Origin of the sequence: Fictibacillus norfolkensis (assembly GCF_014836645.1) — a bacterium.
In the GTDB taxonomy this organism is placed as follows: Bacteria; Bacillota; Bacilli; order Bacillales; family Fictibacillaceae; genus Fictibacillus; species Fictibacillus norfolkensis.
This window is the reverse complement of sequence record NZ_JACSQM010000001.1, coordinates 767,134-784,511: the sequence shown is the minus strand read 5'-3', so window position 1 is coordinate 784,511 and position 17,378 is coordinate 767,134. Positions and strand designations below refer to the sequence as shown.

13 protein-coding genes are annotated in these 17,378 nt (G+C 36.6%); 9 read left to right on the top strand and 4 right to left on the bottom strand.

Annotated elements, in window-relative coordinates:
* Positions 1-42: 42 nt before the first annotated feature.
* Positions 43-1,515: an N-acetylmuramoyl-L-alanine amidase gene (locus H9648_RS03805; protein ID WP_191752556.1), complete on the bottom strand. Its 1,473-nt coding sequence runs from the start codon at positions 1,513-1,515 to the stop codon at positions 43-45.
* Positions 1,516-1,769: 254 nt separating this feature from the next.
* On the opposite strand from H9648_RS03805, the gene H9648_RS03800 reads away from it, so the two are divergent.
* The 9 genes from H9648_RS03800 to H9648_RS03760 all read left to right on the top strand — a co-directional run bounded on the left by H9648_RS03800 (position 1,770) and on the right by H9648_RS03760 (position 12,592).
* A complete protein-coding gene (locus H9648_RS03800) occupies positions 1,770-3,041 on the top strand; it encodes a glycosyltransferase (protein ID WP_191752555.1) in 1,272 nt (423 codons plus the stop codon).
* 3 nt (positions 3,042-3,044) lie between these two features.
* Complete coding sequence (locus H9648_RS03795) at positions 3,045-4,370, top strand: flippase (RefSeq protein WP_191752554.1); 1,326 nt, start codon at positions 3,045-3,047, stop codon at positions 4,368-4,370.
* A 215-nt stretch (positions 4,371-4,585) separates the two neighbouring features.
* Positions 4,586-5,599, top strand: coding sequence for a Gfo/Idh/MocA family protein (locus H9648_RS03790; protein WP_191752553.1), 1,014 nt, complete (start codon positions 4,586-4,588; stop codon positions 5,597-5,599).
* A 32-nt stretch (positions 5,600-5,631) separates the two neighbouring features.
* The gene (locus H9648_RS03785) at positions 5,632-6,969 is read left to right on the top strand and encodes a nucleotide sugar dehydrogenase (protein ID WP_191752552.1); all 1,338 of its coding nucleotides are present in this window, start codon (positions 5,632-5,634) and stop codon (positions 6,967-6,969) included.
* Between the two features lie 193 nt (positions 6,970-7,162).
* Positions 7,163-8,215, top strand: coding sequence for a non-hydrolyzing UDP-N-acetylglucosamine 2-epimerase (wecB, locus tag H9648_RS03780; protein WP_191752551.1), 1,053 nt, complete (start codon positions 7,163-7,165; stop codon positions 8,213-8,215).
* Between the two features lie 28 nt (positions 8,216-8,243).
* Positions 8,244-9,485: a glycosyltransferase family 4 protein gene (locus tag H9648_RS03775; RefSeq protein WP_191752550.1), complete on the top strand. Its 1,242-nt coding sequence runs from the start codon at positions 8,244-8,246 to the stop codon at positions 9,483-9,485.
* Entirely contained in the window at positions 9,482-10,612 is a 1,131-nt protein-coding gene (locus H9648_RS03770; protein WP_191752549.1) for a glycosyltransferase family 4 protein, read from the top strand. The genes H9648_RS03775 and H9648_RS03770 overlap by 4 nt, the downstream gene beginning before the upstream one ends.
* A gap of 79 nt (positions 10,613-10,691) precedes the next feature.
* Positions 10,692-11,807, top strand: coding sequence for a DegT/DnrJ/EryC1/StrS family aminotransferase (locus tag H9648_RS03765; protein ID WP_191752548.1), 1,116 nt, complete (start codon positions 10,692-10,694; stop codon positions 11,805-11,807).
* A gap of 74 nt (positions 11,808-11,881) precedes the next feature.
* A complete protein-coding gene (locus H9648_RS03760) occupies positions 11,882-12,592 on the top strand; it encodes an acyltransferase (protein WP_191752547.1) in 711 nt (236 codons plus the stop codon).
* Positions 12,593-12,628: 36 nt separating this feature from the next.
* Here H9648_RS03760 and H9648_RS03755 read toward each other — a convergent pair whose 3' ends face one another.
* The 3 genes from H9648_RS03755 to H9648_RS03745 all read right to left on the bottom strand — a co-directional run bounded on the left by H9648_RS03755 (position 12,629) and on the right by H9648_RS03745 (position 17,281).
* The gene (locus H9648_RS03755; RefSeq protein WP_191752546.1) at positions 12,629-14,893 is read right to left on the bottom strand and encodes a cell wall-binding repeat-containing protein; all 2,265 of its coding nucleotides are present in this window, start codon (positions 14,891-14,893) and stop codon (positions 12,629-12,631) included.
* Positions 14,894-15,153: 260 nt separating this feature from the next.
* Positions 15,154-15,804, bottom strand: coding sequence for a GumC domain-containing protein (locus H9648_RS03750; RefSeq protein ID WP_191752545.1), 651 nt, complete (start codon positions 15,802-15,804; stop codon positions 15,154-15,156).
* Positions 15,767-17,281, bottom strand: coding sequence for an O-antigen ligase family protein (locus tag H9648_RS03745; RefSeq protein ID WP_191752544.1), 1,515 nt, complete (start codon positions 17,279-17,281; stop codon positions 15,767-15,769). The genes H9648_RS03750 and H9648_RS03745 overlap by 38 nt, the downstream gene beginning before the upstream one ends.
* Between the last annotated feature and the right edge of the window lie 97 nt (positions 17,282-17,378).

Genomic DNA, 17,378 nt, shown 5'->3' with positions numbered 1-17,378 from the left:
AAATGAAAAAGGATCTCGGGCATTGTCCCGAGATCCTTTTTATTAGTTATAAAAATTGACTGTGCCATAATAGATCGCATCAGCTGATCTCTGACGATATGTAGGAGAACCTAATTTTGCAGCGTCAGTAGGATTTGAAATAAAACCAAGTTCAACTAAGATACTTGGGATTCTTGTTGCATCAATAACATGGAAGTTAGCTTGTTTCTCTCCGCGGTCGCTTGTCCCCATGCGTTTAACCAGTTCTTTTTGAATTTCTTCAGCCAACCTTCTACTCTCAAAACTGCTAAAAGAAGTGTCATAATATACTTCTGTTCCGTGTGCAGCTGGGTTCTCGGCAGCATTTGAATGAATGCTGATAAACGAATCCGCACCAGAATTATTACCGATAGCAGAACGTTCTCTTAACGCAAGAAAAGTATCTGTAGTTCTTGTCATAACAATCTTAGCACCTGCATTTACCATTTTGTCACGTGTGCGTATACCTACGTCTAGTACTATATCTTTTTCTTGTAATCCATTGCCGCTTGCTCCCGCATCATGGTCTCCATGTCCTGGATCAAGCACGATTGTTTTACCTAAGAGTGCTGTACTGTTGGTGTTTACTGAAGCTTTCCCGCCAAGAATAGTAAATGTATTTATTGTTCTATCTTTTATTATGCTCTTTGTTTCATTTGGAAGTCTTGTTGGTATAGTCAGCAATAAAGGAGCATTCTTTTTTGCTGCTAATACGGATCCAGTCAGTGCATCTGCAAAATCCATCCCTGATGACAAAAACACATTTTGTGTAGAAAGATTAAAGTGACGTATTACATTTTCGGCTACTTCAAAGCGGTTTGCTCCGCCGATTCTTGAAGGAGAGGGAAGTTGGCTTTTAACCGTATTACTGACACTTCCTTCACCACCTATAATAACTGTACTCGTAATATTTTTCTCTCTTAATGCAGCCTTTGTTGCAGAAGGCAGTGAGTCCTTACCGGTAAGTAAGATCGGATATTCATTTCTTGCAGCATAAGGAGCAATCGCTAGAGCGTCAGGAAAGTTTAATCCATATGCAATTACAGCCTTCCCTTTATTTGATAACTGCTTTGAAATGTTTTGTGCTACAATAAATCGATCTTTTCCATCTATTCTTGTGACACTAAGTCCCATTGCTTTTAATTCATTTGCTGCTTGGATTGAAATGCTTCCTGTTCCACCAATTATTACGGCCTCTTTTGCTCTAAGTCTAATAATTTCACTCTTTGTAGATGGGGTAATATATTGATTTTGCGTTAATAATATGGGAGCATTCTTTTTGAATGCTAAAGGTGAAGCAGATAATGCATCAGCATATGCAAGGTAATTCGTTAAAATTACCGTATTAGAATTAGACCATCCCTTTTGTGATACGTTAATGGCTACTTCAAATCGATTCTTACCATCAATACGTAGTTCAGCTGCATCCGTTTGAGGGGCATAAAGAAGTATGAAGATTCCGCCTAAAACTATCGTTAAAATGATTTTGCGTAACATGGGTACACTCCTGTAAATTTTGTCCGACACAGTACTTCGAAAAAATACACTCCCTTCTTAAATAGATTTTCTTTTTACAAGAATAGTATCGGAGCAAAATTCTACATGTTTATAGGGTTTTCGTTCTATTTAGACATATGGTAATTTTTATGGTTTGAACAATTTAAACGAATGGATAAAGTATAATAGTGAAGTGGCCGAGCCTCGATATGTTATGATGGTTGAAATTATTTAAGATATAGGAGTTTAAAGAAATGAATTCAATTGATCGAGATAGAGGAAATAAACAGTTAGTTATTCTTTCAAGCAGATTTCCGTTTCCTCCAGGAGAAGAGTTTCTAGAGACAGAAATTAAGTACCTAAGTAATCAATTTGAAACAGTACACATCATTCCTGTGAATATCCATGATTACTCTATGGAAGCAAGAGAGACACCTAGGAATACAGAAGTTTTAAATTTAACTCCATCTCCTTCCTCATTAAAGAAAACAGATTTAATGAAGAAGTTGTTAAAGGATCCACAAGGGAGAAGATGGTTTCTACGAGAATGTAAATATTTTATACCTAATTACACATCAGCCATGCTTAAAGTAGCCAATTGGATTGGTTTAGCTGTTCAGATAAGAAATCAACTTTCAAAAATATTAAAAGATCGCCAATATAACCTGTCTGAAACCGTATTTTATTCGTACTGGTTAGGGCCATCTGCTACCGCTTTAGCTATGCTGAAGGAATTTAAGCCTTCTATTAAAGTAATAAGCAGGGCGCACGGGGGAGATTTATATGCATATAGGCATAGCACGCCTTACATGCCGGCTCAAAAAGAAACAGTCTGCAAGTTAGACAAAGTATTTGTGATCTCTCAAGATGGGAGTGACTATTTAAAGGAAGCTTATCCTGAGTCCTCCGAAAAAATTGGGGTGAGTAGACTCGGTACTAGAGCGGCTGAAGGGAAATCTATATCTTCTAGTGATGGAATACTGAGAATTGTCTCCTGTTCAAACATGCTACCTGTTAAACGGCTTGACTTGATTATTGATACATTGAAGAGATGTAAACAACAAATTTATTGGTCACATATTGGAGATGGACCTTTAAGAGAAGAATTAGAAATGAAAGTCCAAGAAGAGCTCCCAACTAATATACAATGTGAATTCCTCGGCCGAAAAAAGAATGCTGAAGTCTTGAAATATTATCAAACACAACCTGTTGATCTGTTTATTAATTTAAGTTCTAGTGAGGGAATTCCTGTTTCCATTATGGAAGCTTATAGTTATGGTATTCCATCGTTTGCAACAGATGTAGGTGGAACAAAAGAATTGGTCCACTCATCAAATGGTATGCTAATTGAAAAAAACTTTAATCCAGAGGTCCTTGCTAGAGAAATTGATCAATTCGCTTTATTGAGTGAGGAAGAAAGAGAAAACTACAGATCAGCCGCTTATGAGAAATGGAAAGAGTTCTTCTTTTCTGAAACAAATTATTCACAATTTGCGAAGTTGTTAAGAGAATTTGAGGGAATATAATTTATGAGTACAGACCGCAGTTTTATTAAGAATAGTTTTATTACATTTACGAGACAGATATCAAATATTGTAATAGGTATGCTTTTGTTATCTGTTCTTGGGAAATATTTAGGAGATGAAGGGTTTGGAGATTATACCCTCCTGACTCTTTTTCCGACTGTACTGCTTACTTTCCTGACGCTAGGGGTAAATACCTCAACAATCTACTTTGTCAGTAGAAAAGAAGTTGATTTAAATACGGTTTTTAACAACAATATTATTATAGGAACACTTTTAAGCATAATAAGTGTTTTTGTAGGACTAGTTGCTGTAATCTTTTTTTCAGAGCAATTATTTAAAGATACTCCGCTATCATTAGTGTATTTAAGTTTACTAGCGGTTCCATTTCTCTTTTTAAGAGAGTATTTTCAAACCGTTTTTCAAGGACTTCAAGACTTCAAGGCATTTAATACACTCATGGTTCAAAACCAGCTGTCTATTCTGAGTTTTGCTGTCATTTTTGTTATTTTCTTAGATTATGGACTCAAAGGTGCACTTTCAGCCTTTATCCTCGGTAACGCCATTACAGTTATTACAATGATTTATAAGCTGGTGCGTCACCATAGTGTATCTTTTAAGTGGAATAGTTTTTCATGGGAATACTTTAAGAAGTCTGTAAACTATGGTCTAAAGGCACATGTTAGTAACTTTGCCAGTTTTTTAAACTATAGAACTGTTGTGTTTATCTTAGGATATTTTTCTACAGGTAATGCTGCTGTCGGCAGATACAGTGCAGCAATGAATTTAGGTGAGAGATTGTCTATTTTCGCTGTATCTTTTTCAAGTGTGTTATATCCAAAGATCAGTTCAACCAATTCTGAAGAAGACCGAAATCGAATCACATCAATCGTTAGCCGTAATGTCTTTTTAATTACTATTATTATGGCTATGGTTGCTTTTGTGCTTTCTGATTTTATTGTTTATACAATCTTTAATAAGAGCTTTACAGAAACTCCGCTCTTATTAAAGATTATGCTTCCAGGCTTTGCGCTCCTTGCAGTAGAGAAGGTTCTTTCAAATGATATTGCTGGACGAGGCAAACCTGAATTAAATATGTGGCTTTCCATCTACAACGTTATTTTTAATGTCATATTAAACTTATTTATGGTCCCTGCTTTTGGAGTAATTGGTGCCGCAATATCGACTACGATTACTTACTTTTTTAGTTTTATATTAAAAATCATTATCTTTAAGAGGCTTACTGGTGAAGGGTATTTAAACTTCTTACTGGTGAAGAAAAGTGATTTTCTTATATATAAAACACTTCTTCAAAAGTTAAGAGCAAGATAAGAATTTTGATTTTATTATAAATTTCTTCAAATGAGGAAGAAAATACCTGTGAATCGGGTAAACTAAAAAAGTCAAAAATGTGAAATGTTTAACGAAATGATGTTTAGTAGTACTAGAGAGAGAATGAAATTTATTGATATTATTGTTAATTAGTATAAAATATTGTATGGATTTAACTAGTTAACAAACATTTAGTTAAAAGGAGAGTTACCTAGATGACTAATTTCGCCATTGTTGGTTGCGGACATATCGCAAAAAAACATGCTGAGGCAATTGATAACGCAGAAGGTGCAAAACTTGTTGCAGTTTGCGATATGATTCCTGAAAACATGGAGTACTATACAGAAAAATATAATGTTCAGGCTTTTACTGATTTGACTGAGCTTTTAAAGCTAGATGACTTAGAAGTAGTTAACATTTGCACACCAAGTGGATATCATGCTCCGCTTGCTATCCAGATTGCAAATGCAAAAAAACATGTTGTAGTAGAAAAGCCAATCGCACTTACGATTGAAGATACTGATGCCATCATTTCCGCTTGTAAAGAAAATGATGTGAAATTATCTGTTGTACACCCGAATCGTTTCCGTCCTGCGATCATGGAACTTAAAAAAGCTCTTGATGCAGACTTGGTTGGGAAGCTTAGCCATGCTAATGCGACAGTCCGATGGAATCGAAACCAAGAATATTATGATCAAGCACCTTGGAGAGGTACAAAGTCTCTTGATGGTGGAGTTTTAATGAATCAGGCTATTCACAACCTTGATTTGCTTTTATGGACGATGGGTGAAGTTGATGAAGTATACAGCATGGCTGCAACAAGATTGCGCAACATTGAAGCAGAAGATGTTTCTACTGGTGTTGTGCGATTTAAAAATGGTTCATTAGGAATTATTGAAGCTGCTACCACTATTTATCCATCTAATTTTGAAGAATCTTTGAGTATCTTCGGAGAAACAGGTACAATTAAAATTGGTGGCAAAACGGCTAATTATGTCCAGCACTGGGATGTGAAAGACATGGATGAGAATCAGGTGACAGATATAATGGAGTCTGTTAAAGCCGATCCGTTTGGAAAACCTGGTCATCAATGCATCATCGAAGATATGGTACAGGCGATAAAAGAAAACCGTGAACCCATTGTGACTGGTGAAGACGGAAAACGTGCGTTAAGTCTAGTACTTGCGCTATATGAATCTGCAGATACAAGCAAACCAGTTAAACTATAAAGTAATCTCCCCCTGAAAGAGAGGAATATTGAATGTCTAACGAATTAGAATTAAGCACAGTTTCAAAAGAATTATTGGGTAAGATTGAATCAAAAACAGCTACCATCGGTGTTGTTGGCCTTGGTTATGTTGGTCTTCCTCTTGCTGTTGAAAAAGCAAAAGCAGGATATAAAGTTATTGGATTTGATGTTCAAGAAAAAAGAACACAGATGGTTAATGACGGTATTAACTATATTGGTGATGTAGTTGACGCAGAGTTAGCTGAATTAACATCCTCAAAACAAATTCTTGCTACAACAGATTACTCGCTTATTAAAGAAGTAGATGCTGTAGCTATTTGTGTACCAACACCGTTGGACAAGTATCAGCAGCCAGATACATCTTATGTTGAAAGTTCAGCTACAGAGATTGCGAAATTTATCCACCCTGGAATGCTTATCGTTCTTGAAAGTACTACTTATCCTGGAACAACTGAAGAAGTGTTAAAGCCGATTCTAGAGAAGAGCGGTCTTGTTGCAGGGAAAGACTTTCATTTAGCCTATTCACCTGAACGTGTTGACCCAGGTAACAAAGTATACAACACAAAGAACACACCGAAAGTTGTAGGGGGAATGACTGCACAATGTACATCTATTGCAGCAGCTATGTACCGTTCTGTTCTTGAAGGTGATGTACATGAAGTATCTAGCCCACGTGTGGCAGAAATGGAAAAAATCCTTGAAAACACGTTCCGTAATATCAACATTGGACTAGCAAACGAAATGGCAATCCTATGTAATAAGATGGACATCAATGTTTGGGAAGTTATTGATGCAGCTGCAACTAAGCCATATGGCTTCATGGCGTTCTACCCCGGTCCTGGACTAGGTGGACACTGTATTCCGATCGATCCTTTCTATCTAACGTGGAAAGCTCGAGAGTATGACTATCACACACGTTTAATTGAAACAGCTGGAGAGATCAACAATCAAATGCCAGATTTCGTACTTGAACGTACAATGAAAATTCTTAATGAAGACAAGAAAGCATTAAACGGAGCAAGAGTAGTATTACTTGGTGTTGCTTATAAGAAAGACATCGATGATATGCGTGAGTCTCCTGTATTGCCAATTCTTGAAAAACTTGAACTTGCTGGTGCTGACTGGATTGTAGTAGATCCACATGTAACTGAGTTTAAGCTAAATGGTGAAGTGCATAAAACGCACGAAATTTCGAAGGAACTATTACAAAGCGCTGACCTAGTTATGCTTACTACAGATCATACTAGCTTTGATTACGATATGATCGCAGAAAACAGCCCTGTAGTCTTTGATACTCGTAATGCACTTAAGGACCAAGCTCCTTCAATTAAAAAATATCATTTACTATAAAGAGTGACAAGATGAGATAACCATTCATTTGGCTATCTCTTTTCCTGATTTTAGAACGGTTTTTACTCGTCCATACTAAATGGTAAATGTTTATACACCGTGGTTTAAAATGAATGGACACCTTGTTAAAGCCGTTGTCGAAAACTGTTATGTAAGGAATACCGAAGAGTATAATTTGAAGGAGAATAAAAAGATGAAGTTTTTAACTGTATTAGGAGCGAGACCACAGTTTATTAAAGCTGCTCCCGTTTCTCGAGAATTACGAAAAAATCACGAAGAGTTAATTGTTCATACAGGTCAGCATTATGATAAAAATATGTCTGATATATTCTTCGAAGAACTACATATCCCGAAACCGGATTTTCACTTAGGGATTGGATCGGCTTCTCATGGTAAACAAACGGGTGAAATGCTCGCTAAAATAGAAGATATCATCCTACAGGAAAAACCTGATTATGTTCTGGTATATGGCGATACCAACTCAACGTTGGCAGGTGCGCTAGCTGCAGCTAAGCTTCATGTTCCCGTTGTGCACATTGAAGCAGGGCTTAGAAGTTTTAACAAAAGAATGCCAGAAGAAATTAACCGCATTATGACGGACCATGTTTCTGAGTTCCTCTTTTGTCCAACGGATACAGCTATTAAAAACCTTACAGATGAAAACATGAAACATAATGTAATCAATGTAGGAGACGTTATGTATGATGCAGTAGAATATAACCGTCAACTTGCAGAAAACAACTCTGATATTTTGAATACATTCGGATTAACATCGAAAGAGTATCACTTGATTACGGTTCACCGTGCAGAGAATACGGATGATCCTGAAAAGATTTCTTCAATCCTTGCTGCTTTTTCCGAGATAGAAGAAGTGAAAGTTTGGCCGATGCATCCTCGTACAAAGCACGTGATCGAACGCTTGAATTTAAGTTTAGATAATATTCCTAACTTAATGATTGTTGAGCCTGTAGGATATTTGGACATGCTAAAACTTGAGAGCAATGCCAAAAAGATTTTAACAGACTCAGGCGGTGTACAAAAAGAGGCATACTTTATGGAAGTTCCATGTGTCACGCTTAGAGAACAAACAGAATGGGTAGAAACGCTAGAAAGTGAAGCTAACATTCTTGTTGGAACGGATAAAGAACAAATCTTAGCCGCTGTAAATAAAGAAGTTACTCCAACCTATAAGAATCTTTTTGGTGACGCAAAGGCAGCTGAAAAAATAGCGAACTATTTTAATTAATCGCTTGTTTAAAGATGAGGTTAAATATATGAGAATCATTTTATTAAGTCAGCATTTCCCTCCTGAGGTAGGTGCTCCACAGATTCGTCTGTATGAAGTCAGTAAAGAACTTATCAAGAGAGGTCACCAAGTAGAAGTTGTGACGGCATTTCCACATCATCCTCATGGCATAATTCCTGATGAATATAAAGGGAAGTTCTATCAATTTGAGGAGTATGAAGGTATTCCTGTGCATCGTTCTTGGATCTATCCAAGTCCAAAGGGAAGTTTCTGGAGAAGGCTGATGTCCTATTTCTCTTTTACATTTAGTGCCTTTTATTCGATGATAAAAGCGAAGAAAACGGATGTAATCATCTGTACGTCTCCACCATTGTTTTTAGGTATTACGGGTTATCTTTCATCCAAATTCAAACGAGCAAAGTTTGTTTTTAATGTAGCTGATATTTGGCCAGAATCTGCTGTAGAGCTTGGAATTCTTAAGAACCAAAAGTTTATAAAGATGGCTGAAAAACTGGAGTCCTTTCTATACAAAAAAGCATGGAAGATTGCGACTGCTACAGAAGGTATTGCAGATTACATGCTGAAGAAGGGTAAAAAAGAAGAGTCTGTTTTTCTTTTACCAAACGGAGTGAATACTGAGACTTTTAAACCTAGAGCTCAGAACACAGATTGGTTGCAGAAGTTAGGATTTGAAGGGAAAAAGGTGTTTACCTTTGCAGGCCGTATTGGTTATGCACAAGGATTGGACTCTGTCATTAAGGCAGCAAAAATTGTAGAACAGACCAATCCTGAGATAAGATTTCTCTTCATAGGAGATGGTCCTGAAAAGGAAGAGCTCATTCAGTTAAAACAGTCGATACAAGCTGAGAATGTAGTCTTTCATGATTCTGTTCCGGTCACAGAAATGCCTAATATCTTTTCGATTACTGATTTCAGTATCGTTTCTTTAAGAAATATCGCGCTGTTTCAAGGAGCTAGACCATCGAAGATCTTTCCTGCACTGTCATCGGGTGTTCCTGTCCTGTACTGTGGAGTAGGGGAAAGCGCAAAGCTCATTGAAGACAGCGGTAGCGGGATTATCGCAACGCCAGAGGATGAAAAGGATATCGCGAAAAAGATTGTTCATTGCGCAAGTTTAGATGAAACGGCATACAGCCAATACTCTAAAAACGGCAGAGATTTTGTTTGCCGCGAGTTCTCATGGTCAAGAATTGTGGATGATTTACTAGAGAATGTTCAGGAATTTAAAAAAGGCAGGGAATACGAATGAAAATTTGTCATTTGACCTCTGTGCATTCCGCTATGGATACAAGAATTCTCATTAAAGAATGCCAGTCACTTCAGAAAGCTGGCCATGAAGTGGTTTATATCGTGCCTAATGCAGAAGACTCTGTCCAATTTGGCGTTCAAATTAAAGGTGTTTCTTCCACAGCATCTAATCGCTTAAAACGAATGGTTAATACAACCTCTCTTGTTTATGAGGAAGCGATACGTCAAGATGCGGATGTGTATCATTTTCACGATTCCGAGCTGATTCCTATTGGTTTAAAGCTTAAATCAAAGGGCAAGAAAGTAATCTACGATGTTCACGAAGACTTGCCAGAGCAAATCCTTTCCAAACAGTGGATTCCCGGCCCTTTAAGAAGAAGCGTTGCAATAGGAGCGAGAAGTCTTGAAAAATATGCGTCAAAACGCTTTGATGCTGTTGTAACGGCAACGCCTTATATAAATGAACGCTTCAAAACATATAATGATAATTCTTTGACGATTCATAATTATCCCTTGCTTCAAGAATTAATGAATGGAAATGTTCAAAGTGAGCAAGCAGATTCAATAAAGGATAGTGACAAAAAACGAGTTGTCTATCTTGGCGGAATTTATCTCCTGCGTGGCATTAAAGAGATGATACAATCCGTTGAAAGAGTAAATGATAAGCACAATGTAGAGTTCCGTTTAGGAGGATCATTTGCTCCTGCATCACTTGAAAATGAAGTGAAGAAGATGAGTGGTTGGAAACATGTTAATTTTCTTGGTTTCTTAAACCGACAACAAGTTAAAGATGAATTAAGTCAGGCGAATGCAGGCTTGGTCCTGCTTCATCCTGAGCCTCGTTTTGTAGTTTCTTATCCGATAAAGCTTTTTGAATACATGTCTGCAGGCTTACCCGTCATTGCTTCAAACTTTCCACTATGGGAAGACATAGTAAGGGAAAATGAATGCGGAATCTGTGTGGATCCAAATAATATAGAAGAAATTGCAAAAGCGATTGAAAGTATTTTAAACAATCCTGAAAAAGCTGTGGAAATGGGGAGAAACGGCAGAAAGGCTGTTGAGAACCGATACAATTGGGAAAAAGAGAGCGAACGCCTGATTGAATTGTATGAAAGAATTTCGTAGCTTGATTAACATACTTCAATCAGATATTCTGATTGAGGAAAAGTGTATAAACTAATTTTTTTAGAGAGAAGGCTAAACAATGAAAGTACCTATGTTAGATCTTACAGAACAATATCAAAACCTAAAAGCAGAAATCCTTCCCGCAATGGAAGACGTTATGTCTAATGCAAGATTCATTCTAGGGGACAACGTAAAAAAATTAGAAGCTGATGTAGCGAAGTACAGCAATGTAAATCACGGAATTGGTGTAGCAAACGGAAGCGACGCTATTCATATCGCATTGTCTGCCATTGGAGTTGGCCCTGGGGATGAAGTAATCGTTCCTTCTTTCACATTTTTTGCAACAGCAGGTGCTGTAGCGCGTGCTGGGGCTACACCAGTATTCGTTGACTGTGATCCGAAGACTTTTAACATCGATCCAGCTAAAATTGAAGCAGCTGTAACGGATAAAACAAAAGCTATCGTTCCTGTTCATTTATATGGACAAATGGCAGATATGGATGCCATTGTTGAGATCGCGAAGAAGCATAATCTAGGAATCGTTGAAGATGCTGCACAAGCAATCGGATCTAAATATAAAGGTAAAAGCGTGGGTGAGCTTGGAACTGCTGCAACATACAGTTTCTTCCCGACTAAAAACCTTGGTGCATACGGTGACGGCGGAATGGTCGTTACGAATGATGACGAGCTAGCTGAAAAGATGCGCGTTATTCGTGTTCATGGAAGTAAGCCAAAATATTATCACCATGTATTAGGATACAACAGCCGTTTGGACGAGCTTCAAGCTGCTATTTTGAATGTGAAATTCCCACACCTAGATGAGTGGAGCGACCTTCGCAGAGAGAAAGCAGAGAACTATACAAAACTATTGAATGAACAAGTAGGTGAAAAAGTGGTGACTCCATTCATCGCTGATTACAGCCACCATATTTTCCACCAATATACGATTCGTGTAGAACGCCGTGACGAGCTTCAAAAGTTTTTACAAGAGCAAGGGGTTTCTACAATGATTTATTATCCAAAGCCTCTTCATTTACAGCCTGTATTTGCTGAGTTGGGTTACACAGAGGGAGACTTGCCTGAAACAGAAAAAGCAGCGGCAGAGGCAATCTCTTTACCAATGTTCCCTGAATTGAAGATTGAGCAGCAACAATATGTTGTTGAGAAAATTGCTGAATTTTACAGCAAAAACTAATTATTCACCAAGTGTTCATCCTAAATTTGACAGGATGAACACTCTTTACATACTTACGGAAGAAGGTGTCTTACATGACAGTTCAAAAAGGACAAAATGTTGTTGTTGGTAATGACGTTACACTTGGTGATAACGTGATCATTGGGCACAATGTTGTAATTTATGATGGAGTTGCGATCGGAAACAACTGTATCATTCAGGATAATGCGGTAATCGGAAAGCAGCCAACACGTGCAAAGAACTCCATATTACCAGAAGTAAAGAAGCTTCCACCTACAATTATCGGTTCGGGTGTTACAATTGGAACTTCAGCTATCATCTACGCGAACGCAGAGCTTGCTGACGATGTATTTGTAGCAGATCTAGCAACAGTTCGGGAACGCGTAACGATCGGTGAGAAAACAATCGTAGGACGTGGAGTTTCCGTTGAGAATGACTGTAAAGTAGGGATTAAATGCAAGCTTGAAACAAACTGCTACATCACAGCTTATTCAGAACTAGGCGACTATGTATTCATCGCACCTTACGTAGTGACTACAAATGATAACTATATGGCTCGTTCAAAAGAGCGCTATGATAAATTTAAAGGTGTTACCATTAAAAACGGAGGACGTGTAGGAGCTAATTCTACAATTCTTCCTGGTAAGGTGATAGAAGAAGATGGTACAGTAGCGGCAGCGAGTGTTGTAACGAAAAATGTGGAAAAAGAAGACCTTGTAGTTGGTTCACCTGCACGCGTATTAAGAAAAGTACCAGAAGATCAATTGTTGAGAAACCAAGAATAAACAAAAGCACACGACCTCGTCGTGTGCTTTTGTTTATTAATAGATTTTCTTTAGTGTTGTACCTGGATAATATACGTTTAAAATTTGGTTATATTTATGGCCTTCAGCAGCCCGTTGTTTTGCACCAAATTGACTCATGCCGATTCCGTGTCCGTAACCTGCACCATTAACTGTGAATTTATCAGCATCAACTTGAACAGACTTAATGTATGGACTGTACATCACATCACTTGCGCCAATCATGTTGCGAATGTCATAAGATCTTCTTGTAACCGTTAGGGTTTGCGTTTTTAATTTGTTATTTTCCATAACATAACCTTTATCTGTCTTTTCGTAATACTCAAAAGTAATACTTCCATCGATACGTTGGTCTTGGTTAAACGCAGTTGTAAAACCTACATTTTTAATATTAATAATCTTAATATCAGAGGTTTTAGGGACATACTCATAATTTTTAGCTTTTAACATAACTTTAAATTGGTTCATGATCTTTGAATCAGCTTCAGACGCACTATTCCACCAATTATTTAGTGTGGAAGCATCTTTGTAATCAATATTAGTCGTATCAATCTGTTTTTTCTTTAGTGCATATGACCAGTTGCCTTTATACCAGCTATATTTGTTAGCATTTTTAGTATCATAAGGGTCATCTTGTAATTTTGAGTATTGCAGTCTTGCTGTACCCCATGAATTCATGTTTGTTAACGCCTTTCCACCGTTTGAAGAGTAGTAGAACGTTTGGGCAACTCCCAGTGGGTTACTCGATCTAACTTCAGAAGGATGCGTTAAAATTAATCCTCTTGTTTCAGCTACAGCTTGATTACTAGTAGCATAATGACTTGGACCCCAAGTGAATCCTTGGTAGACTTGGTTAGATTGACTATCATCAATCGCCATTGATCCTTTTCTATAGACAAAGGATCTTGCTGCTACCGCTTGAGCTTTTAATGCTTCTTTTTCCCACGAGTAATTCATTTCAGCCGGTAATACCCCTTTAAGATAATCTTCTAATGGAATATTTTGATTTAAAGGACGAATATATCCTCCCTCAATCGAAAATTTCATATCACCAAGATAAGATAAATGATTGTTAATATTAATTACAGAAGATGTATTATACTTGTCAGGTCCTAATGTAAGAGAGGATGTATTAAAATCTCTAATTTTAGAAGCACCTTTATATAGCCATAATTCATTGCCCTCTTTTTTCACAGTGTACTCTTGATCGGGGCTTAACACTGCAGGAAGGTCAGCCATAACCGTATTCGATACGGATGCTGTACCACCTAAAACCGTAAAATCTGAAATCAATTTAGAATCTATTACACTCTTAGTTGCAGCCGGAACATAAGTAGGCATAGTCAACAGCAATGGAGCATCTTGCTGCGCTGCATATACAGAGCCTGTTAATGCATCAGCAAAAGTGAGACCAGTAGCTACAAATGCACGGTTAGATGACATATTCAATTCTTTTAATATATTGGCAGCGACTTCGAAACGGTTAGCTCCGCCTATGCGGTTAGGTGCTGGAAGTTTTGAATATACTGTAGTACCAACACTCGCTGGTCCACCAACTACGATTGTTTTTGTTGTTTTATTAGATTTTAAAGCTGATTCTGTTTTTGCAGGCAGCTTGTTTGGTTGAGTCAAAAGGATTGGATACCCTTTTCTTGCTGCATATGGTGCTATGGCAAGTGCATCTGGGAAGTTCATTCCGTTAGCAACAATAGATGTTCCAGGTGTTCCTAGCTCACTTGAAATCTTTTGAGCCACTTCAAAACGGTCAGCTCCGCCAATTCTTCGCACTGAAATATTGCTATTGATGCTTTTAATATCTTTTACGACTTTATCAGAAACACTCCCTGTACCGCCGACAATAATCACTTGACTCGGCATGATGTTTTGAATATCTTTCTTTGCGTCACCTGTTAAAAAGTCTTTCTGAGTAAGTAAGATAGGACCTTTGTGTTTATAAGCTAGTGGTGCGGCAGAAAGAGCATCTGCAAAAGCATTATAATTTGCTAGGATTACAGTTTCAGCATCATTCCCCCAGCTATTAGCTGTGATTTTAGAAGCAACAACAAAACGATTGGCTCCATCTAAACGCATGGAATTGTTTGTTTCAATTCTGTATTGTCCTTTTGTACTTATGTTAAGTGCCGTTTTGTTACCTATATAATTTTGTAACTTCACCGAAACTAAAGGTTCAGCAGCAGAACTTTTTCCTACAGGTGTTAATGCGATCGATGAGACTAATAGAGTAGAAACAAAAAATCTATTAATCTTCTTATTAAACTTCAAAAAATCTCCCCCTAATATTATGTTAAAAAATACCCCATATAAATCGCAATTATTTACAAAATAAGATAGTATTTTATAATAAATTACAATTTATCTTAAATTATTACATATTTACCTTATTTTTGAATAGGTAAAATGTAATCTTTTTACACTAATATTGTTATCGGAGAAAATTTTAATAGGTTTAGAACTATTTAGTAACAGCACAACAAAAAACACCACACGCCTGAAATAGGCGTATGGTGTCTTTTTGGATTTTATTATTTACGAAAGACTTCTGGTAACAAAAGAATCATGGAACTTAGAATTAAACCAATTAAAAATCCGAAAACAGCTGTATTTTTTGTGCTTTCTTGAGGTTGGTCTAATTGGACTCCTACTACTTCAGTAACAGGTTCTAATCCATCAATAATAATGTCATATTCACTTGGAGTTTTTTCTTTTTGTGAATCTTCAGACTTAGATTCTTCAAGTTTTTCAGCTAATTCATCAGTTGTTTTTACTGATTCATTGATGTAATTGTTAACAATGAACTTAAGTGTTTCCTCTGCTTCTTCGGGGCTATCAGCTGTATAATTTATATTCATAATTTTTGCTGGTTTAATAACAAAACTAAGTTTTGATTTTACAGATTGGATATTTATATCTGGGAATTTTTTTTCTAAATCTTCTAAGAAGACGTCTTTTGTAAGATATACTTTCGCATTTTCTGCATCTGTAAAATCTATATATTTTAATTCTGAGACATCTTTACCTAATTTAGCAAGCTGAATATCTGCGTTAGCGGTATAAGAAGATGGACCTTCTTTCTGAAAAAGATAGGCTGCTCCAGCCGCTAAAAATGGTATTAGAATTAATAATATAGACAGCTTCTTAAATCTTATCCAAATTCGATTCAACGTTTCCTTCATTTGTTTTCCTCCACTTAATAGGTTGAATGGTTGATCTCTGATATGATCTCCAATAGTTTACAAAACCTATTGCAAATGCAAAGAGTAACCATAAGTAATTCAAAGTAATCTGAGAGCTTGGGCTGATACTTGCTAAGAAAAATGCGATTAATGCTGTACATAATGCTTCAGCAATCATGCGATTGTTCCCATTCGCTTCTTTAAAGATTTTATAGATATAAAAAATTAATCCGAGATAAAGAAACAAATAGCCTGTAAATATAAAAATACCATAATTGACCATTAATTCAATCCACCAATTATGAATGTTGACAATTGTATGAGTAGGATATGTTCCAAATACTTTCATGTAATACTCGGAATTCCCAGATCCAATACCCCAACCAAGTGATTCACTGATAAAAATTATTGAGTTTTTTATAAGGTTAATTCTGATATTTACAGAACTTCCTTCACTAGTGTTCGAAAGGGTAGCAATGAGATTAAAAACAGAATTATATCCGTTATATATCTTTTCAGGAACTATCATTATAGCCAATGTCGTAAAGAACAATCCGGCGACTATAATGTATCTTTTCACCTGCCTGTTTGTAAAAAAGAGGAACCAAAAAGCCAGTCCAAGTATGATAGCTATGTAATTAGCTCTTGAAGAGGTTAACGACATAATATAGAGAGCAAATAGCAGTAAACAGGCCGAACCTATTTTCACCCAAATGTTTTTAGAGCGATTTAATAGCGCCAAACCGAAAAAGAAACTGATTGAAATAAAACTCGCAAAGTCATTTTCGTTGGCAAACACTGACGTTGGGATTGACTTTTGATATGTATCAATTCCATAGAATCTTGATACTGGAAAATGAATTAGAGTTAGGTTGTTAATTAACCCAAAAACAAGCAACAAGAAGAACATGAAAATCCATACATAAAATAGATTGACGTAATGGCGTTCTTTTTTATACGTAAAAGTAACAAATAGAATGAGACTTATACCAATTATTAAAAAGATTAAATCAATGATTCCTGCTTTAAGTGATTTGGCCCATAGTAATGATGTAAAAGCGTAAAAAATCCAGATAATATGGAACCATACTATTGTTTTAACATTAATCCTTGACCAAGGGGTTAATCCATCCTTCTGAAAGTACTTAATAAAAAAGAGGGGAAGGACAATTAAAAATAACAACCGGTACGGAAAAATACTAAAAGGTCCTACGTTTACGCTAGCTACAGCAGGTCCAAAAAAAGAACTGATAATCAATAAATAAAGAAGATTTTCTAAAATGGTGTTGCTGTATATGAATGGCTTGAAAACAACAAATATTAACATACATATCAACAAAAATGTAGTCATTAGGAGGACTTTAATTGAGTCTAGTGCAAATAGATCATTCGTGAGCAGCCAACCTAAAAATAAAGAGCAGAGTACTGCTGCGAAAACTTGATATAGAATACTTTTTTGTGCCTTTGAATATAACATGAACGCCGTGTAGACTCCTTTCTTTTTCTCCTATCACAATTATTGAGTATAACATAGATTAAGTCGAAAAATATCTGCTCGCTAAGCTTTTTCATCA

Bases quoted from the DNA above. Each gene is read 5' to 3' on its own strand.
- H9648_RS03805 (WP_191752556.1), bottom strand. From the start codon at position 1,515: ATGTTACGCAAAATCATTTTAACGATAGTTTTAGGCGGAATCTTCATA.
- H9648_RS03800 (WP_191752555.1), top strand. From the start codon at position 1,770: ATGAATTCAATTGATCGAGATAGAGGAAATAAACAGTTAGTTATTCTT.
- H9648_RS03795 (WP_191752554.1), top strand. From the start codon at position 3,045: ATGAGTACAGACCGCAGTTTTATTAAGAATAGTTTTATTACATTTACG.
- H9648_RS03790 (WP_191752553.1), top strand. From the start codon at position 4,586: ATGACTAATTTCGCCATTGTTGGTTGCGGACATATCGCAAAAAAACAT.
- H9648_RS03785 (WP_191752552.1), top strand. From the start codon at position 5,632: ATGTCTAACGAATTAGAATTAAGCACAGTTTCAAAAGAATTATTGGGT.
- wecB (WP_191752551.1), top strand. From the start codon at position 7,163: ATGAAGTTTTTAACTGTATTAGGAGCGAGACCACAGTTTATTAAAGCT.
- H9648_RS03775 (WP_191752550.1), top strand. From the start codon at position 8,244: ATGAGAATCATTTTATTAAGTCAGCATTTCCCTCCTGAGGTAGGTGCT.
- H9648_RS03770 (WP_191752549.1), top strand. From the start codon at position 9,482: ATGAAAATTTGTCATTTGACCTCTGTGCATTCCGCTATGGATACAAGA.
- H9648_RS03765 (WP_191752548.1), top strand. From the start codon at position 10,692: ATGAAAGTACCTATGTTAGATCTTACAGAACAATATCAAAACCTAAAA.
- H9648_RS03760 (WP_191752547.1), top strand. From the start codon at position 11,882: ATGACAGTTCAAAAAGGACAAAATGTTGTTGTTGGTAATGACGTTACA.
- H9648_RS03750 (WP_191752545.1), bottom strand. From the start codon at position 15,804: ATGAAGGAAACGTTGAATCGAATTTGGATAAGATTTAAGAAGCTGTCT.
- H9648_RS03745 (WP_191752544.1), bottom strand. From the start codon at position 17,281: ATGTTATATTCAAAGGCACAAAAAAGTATTCTATATCAAGTTTTCGCA.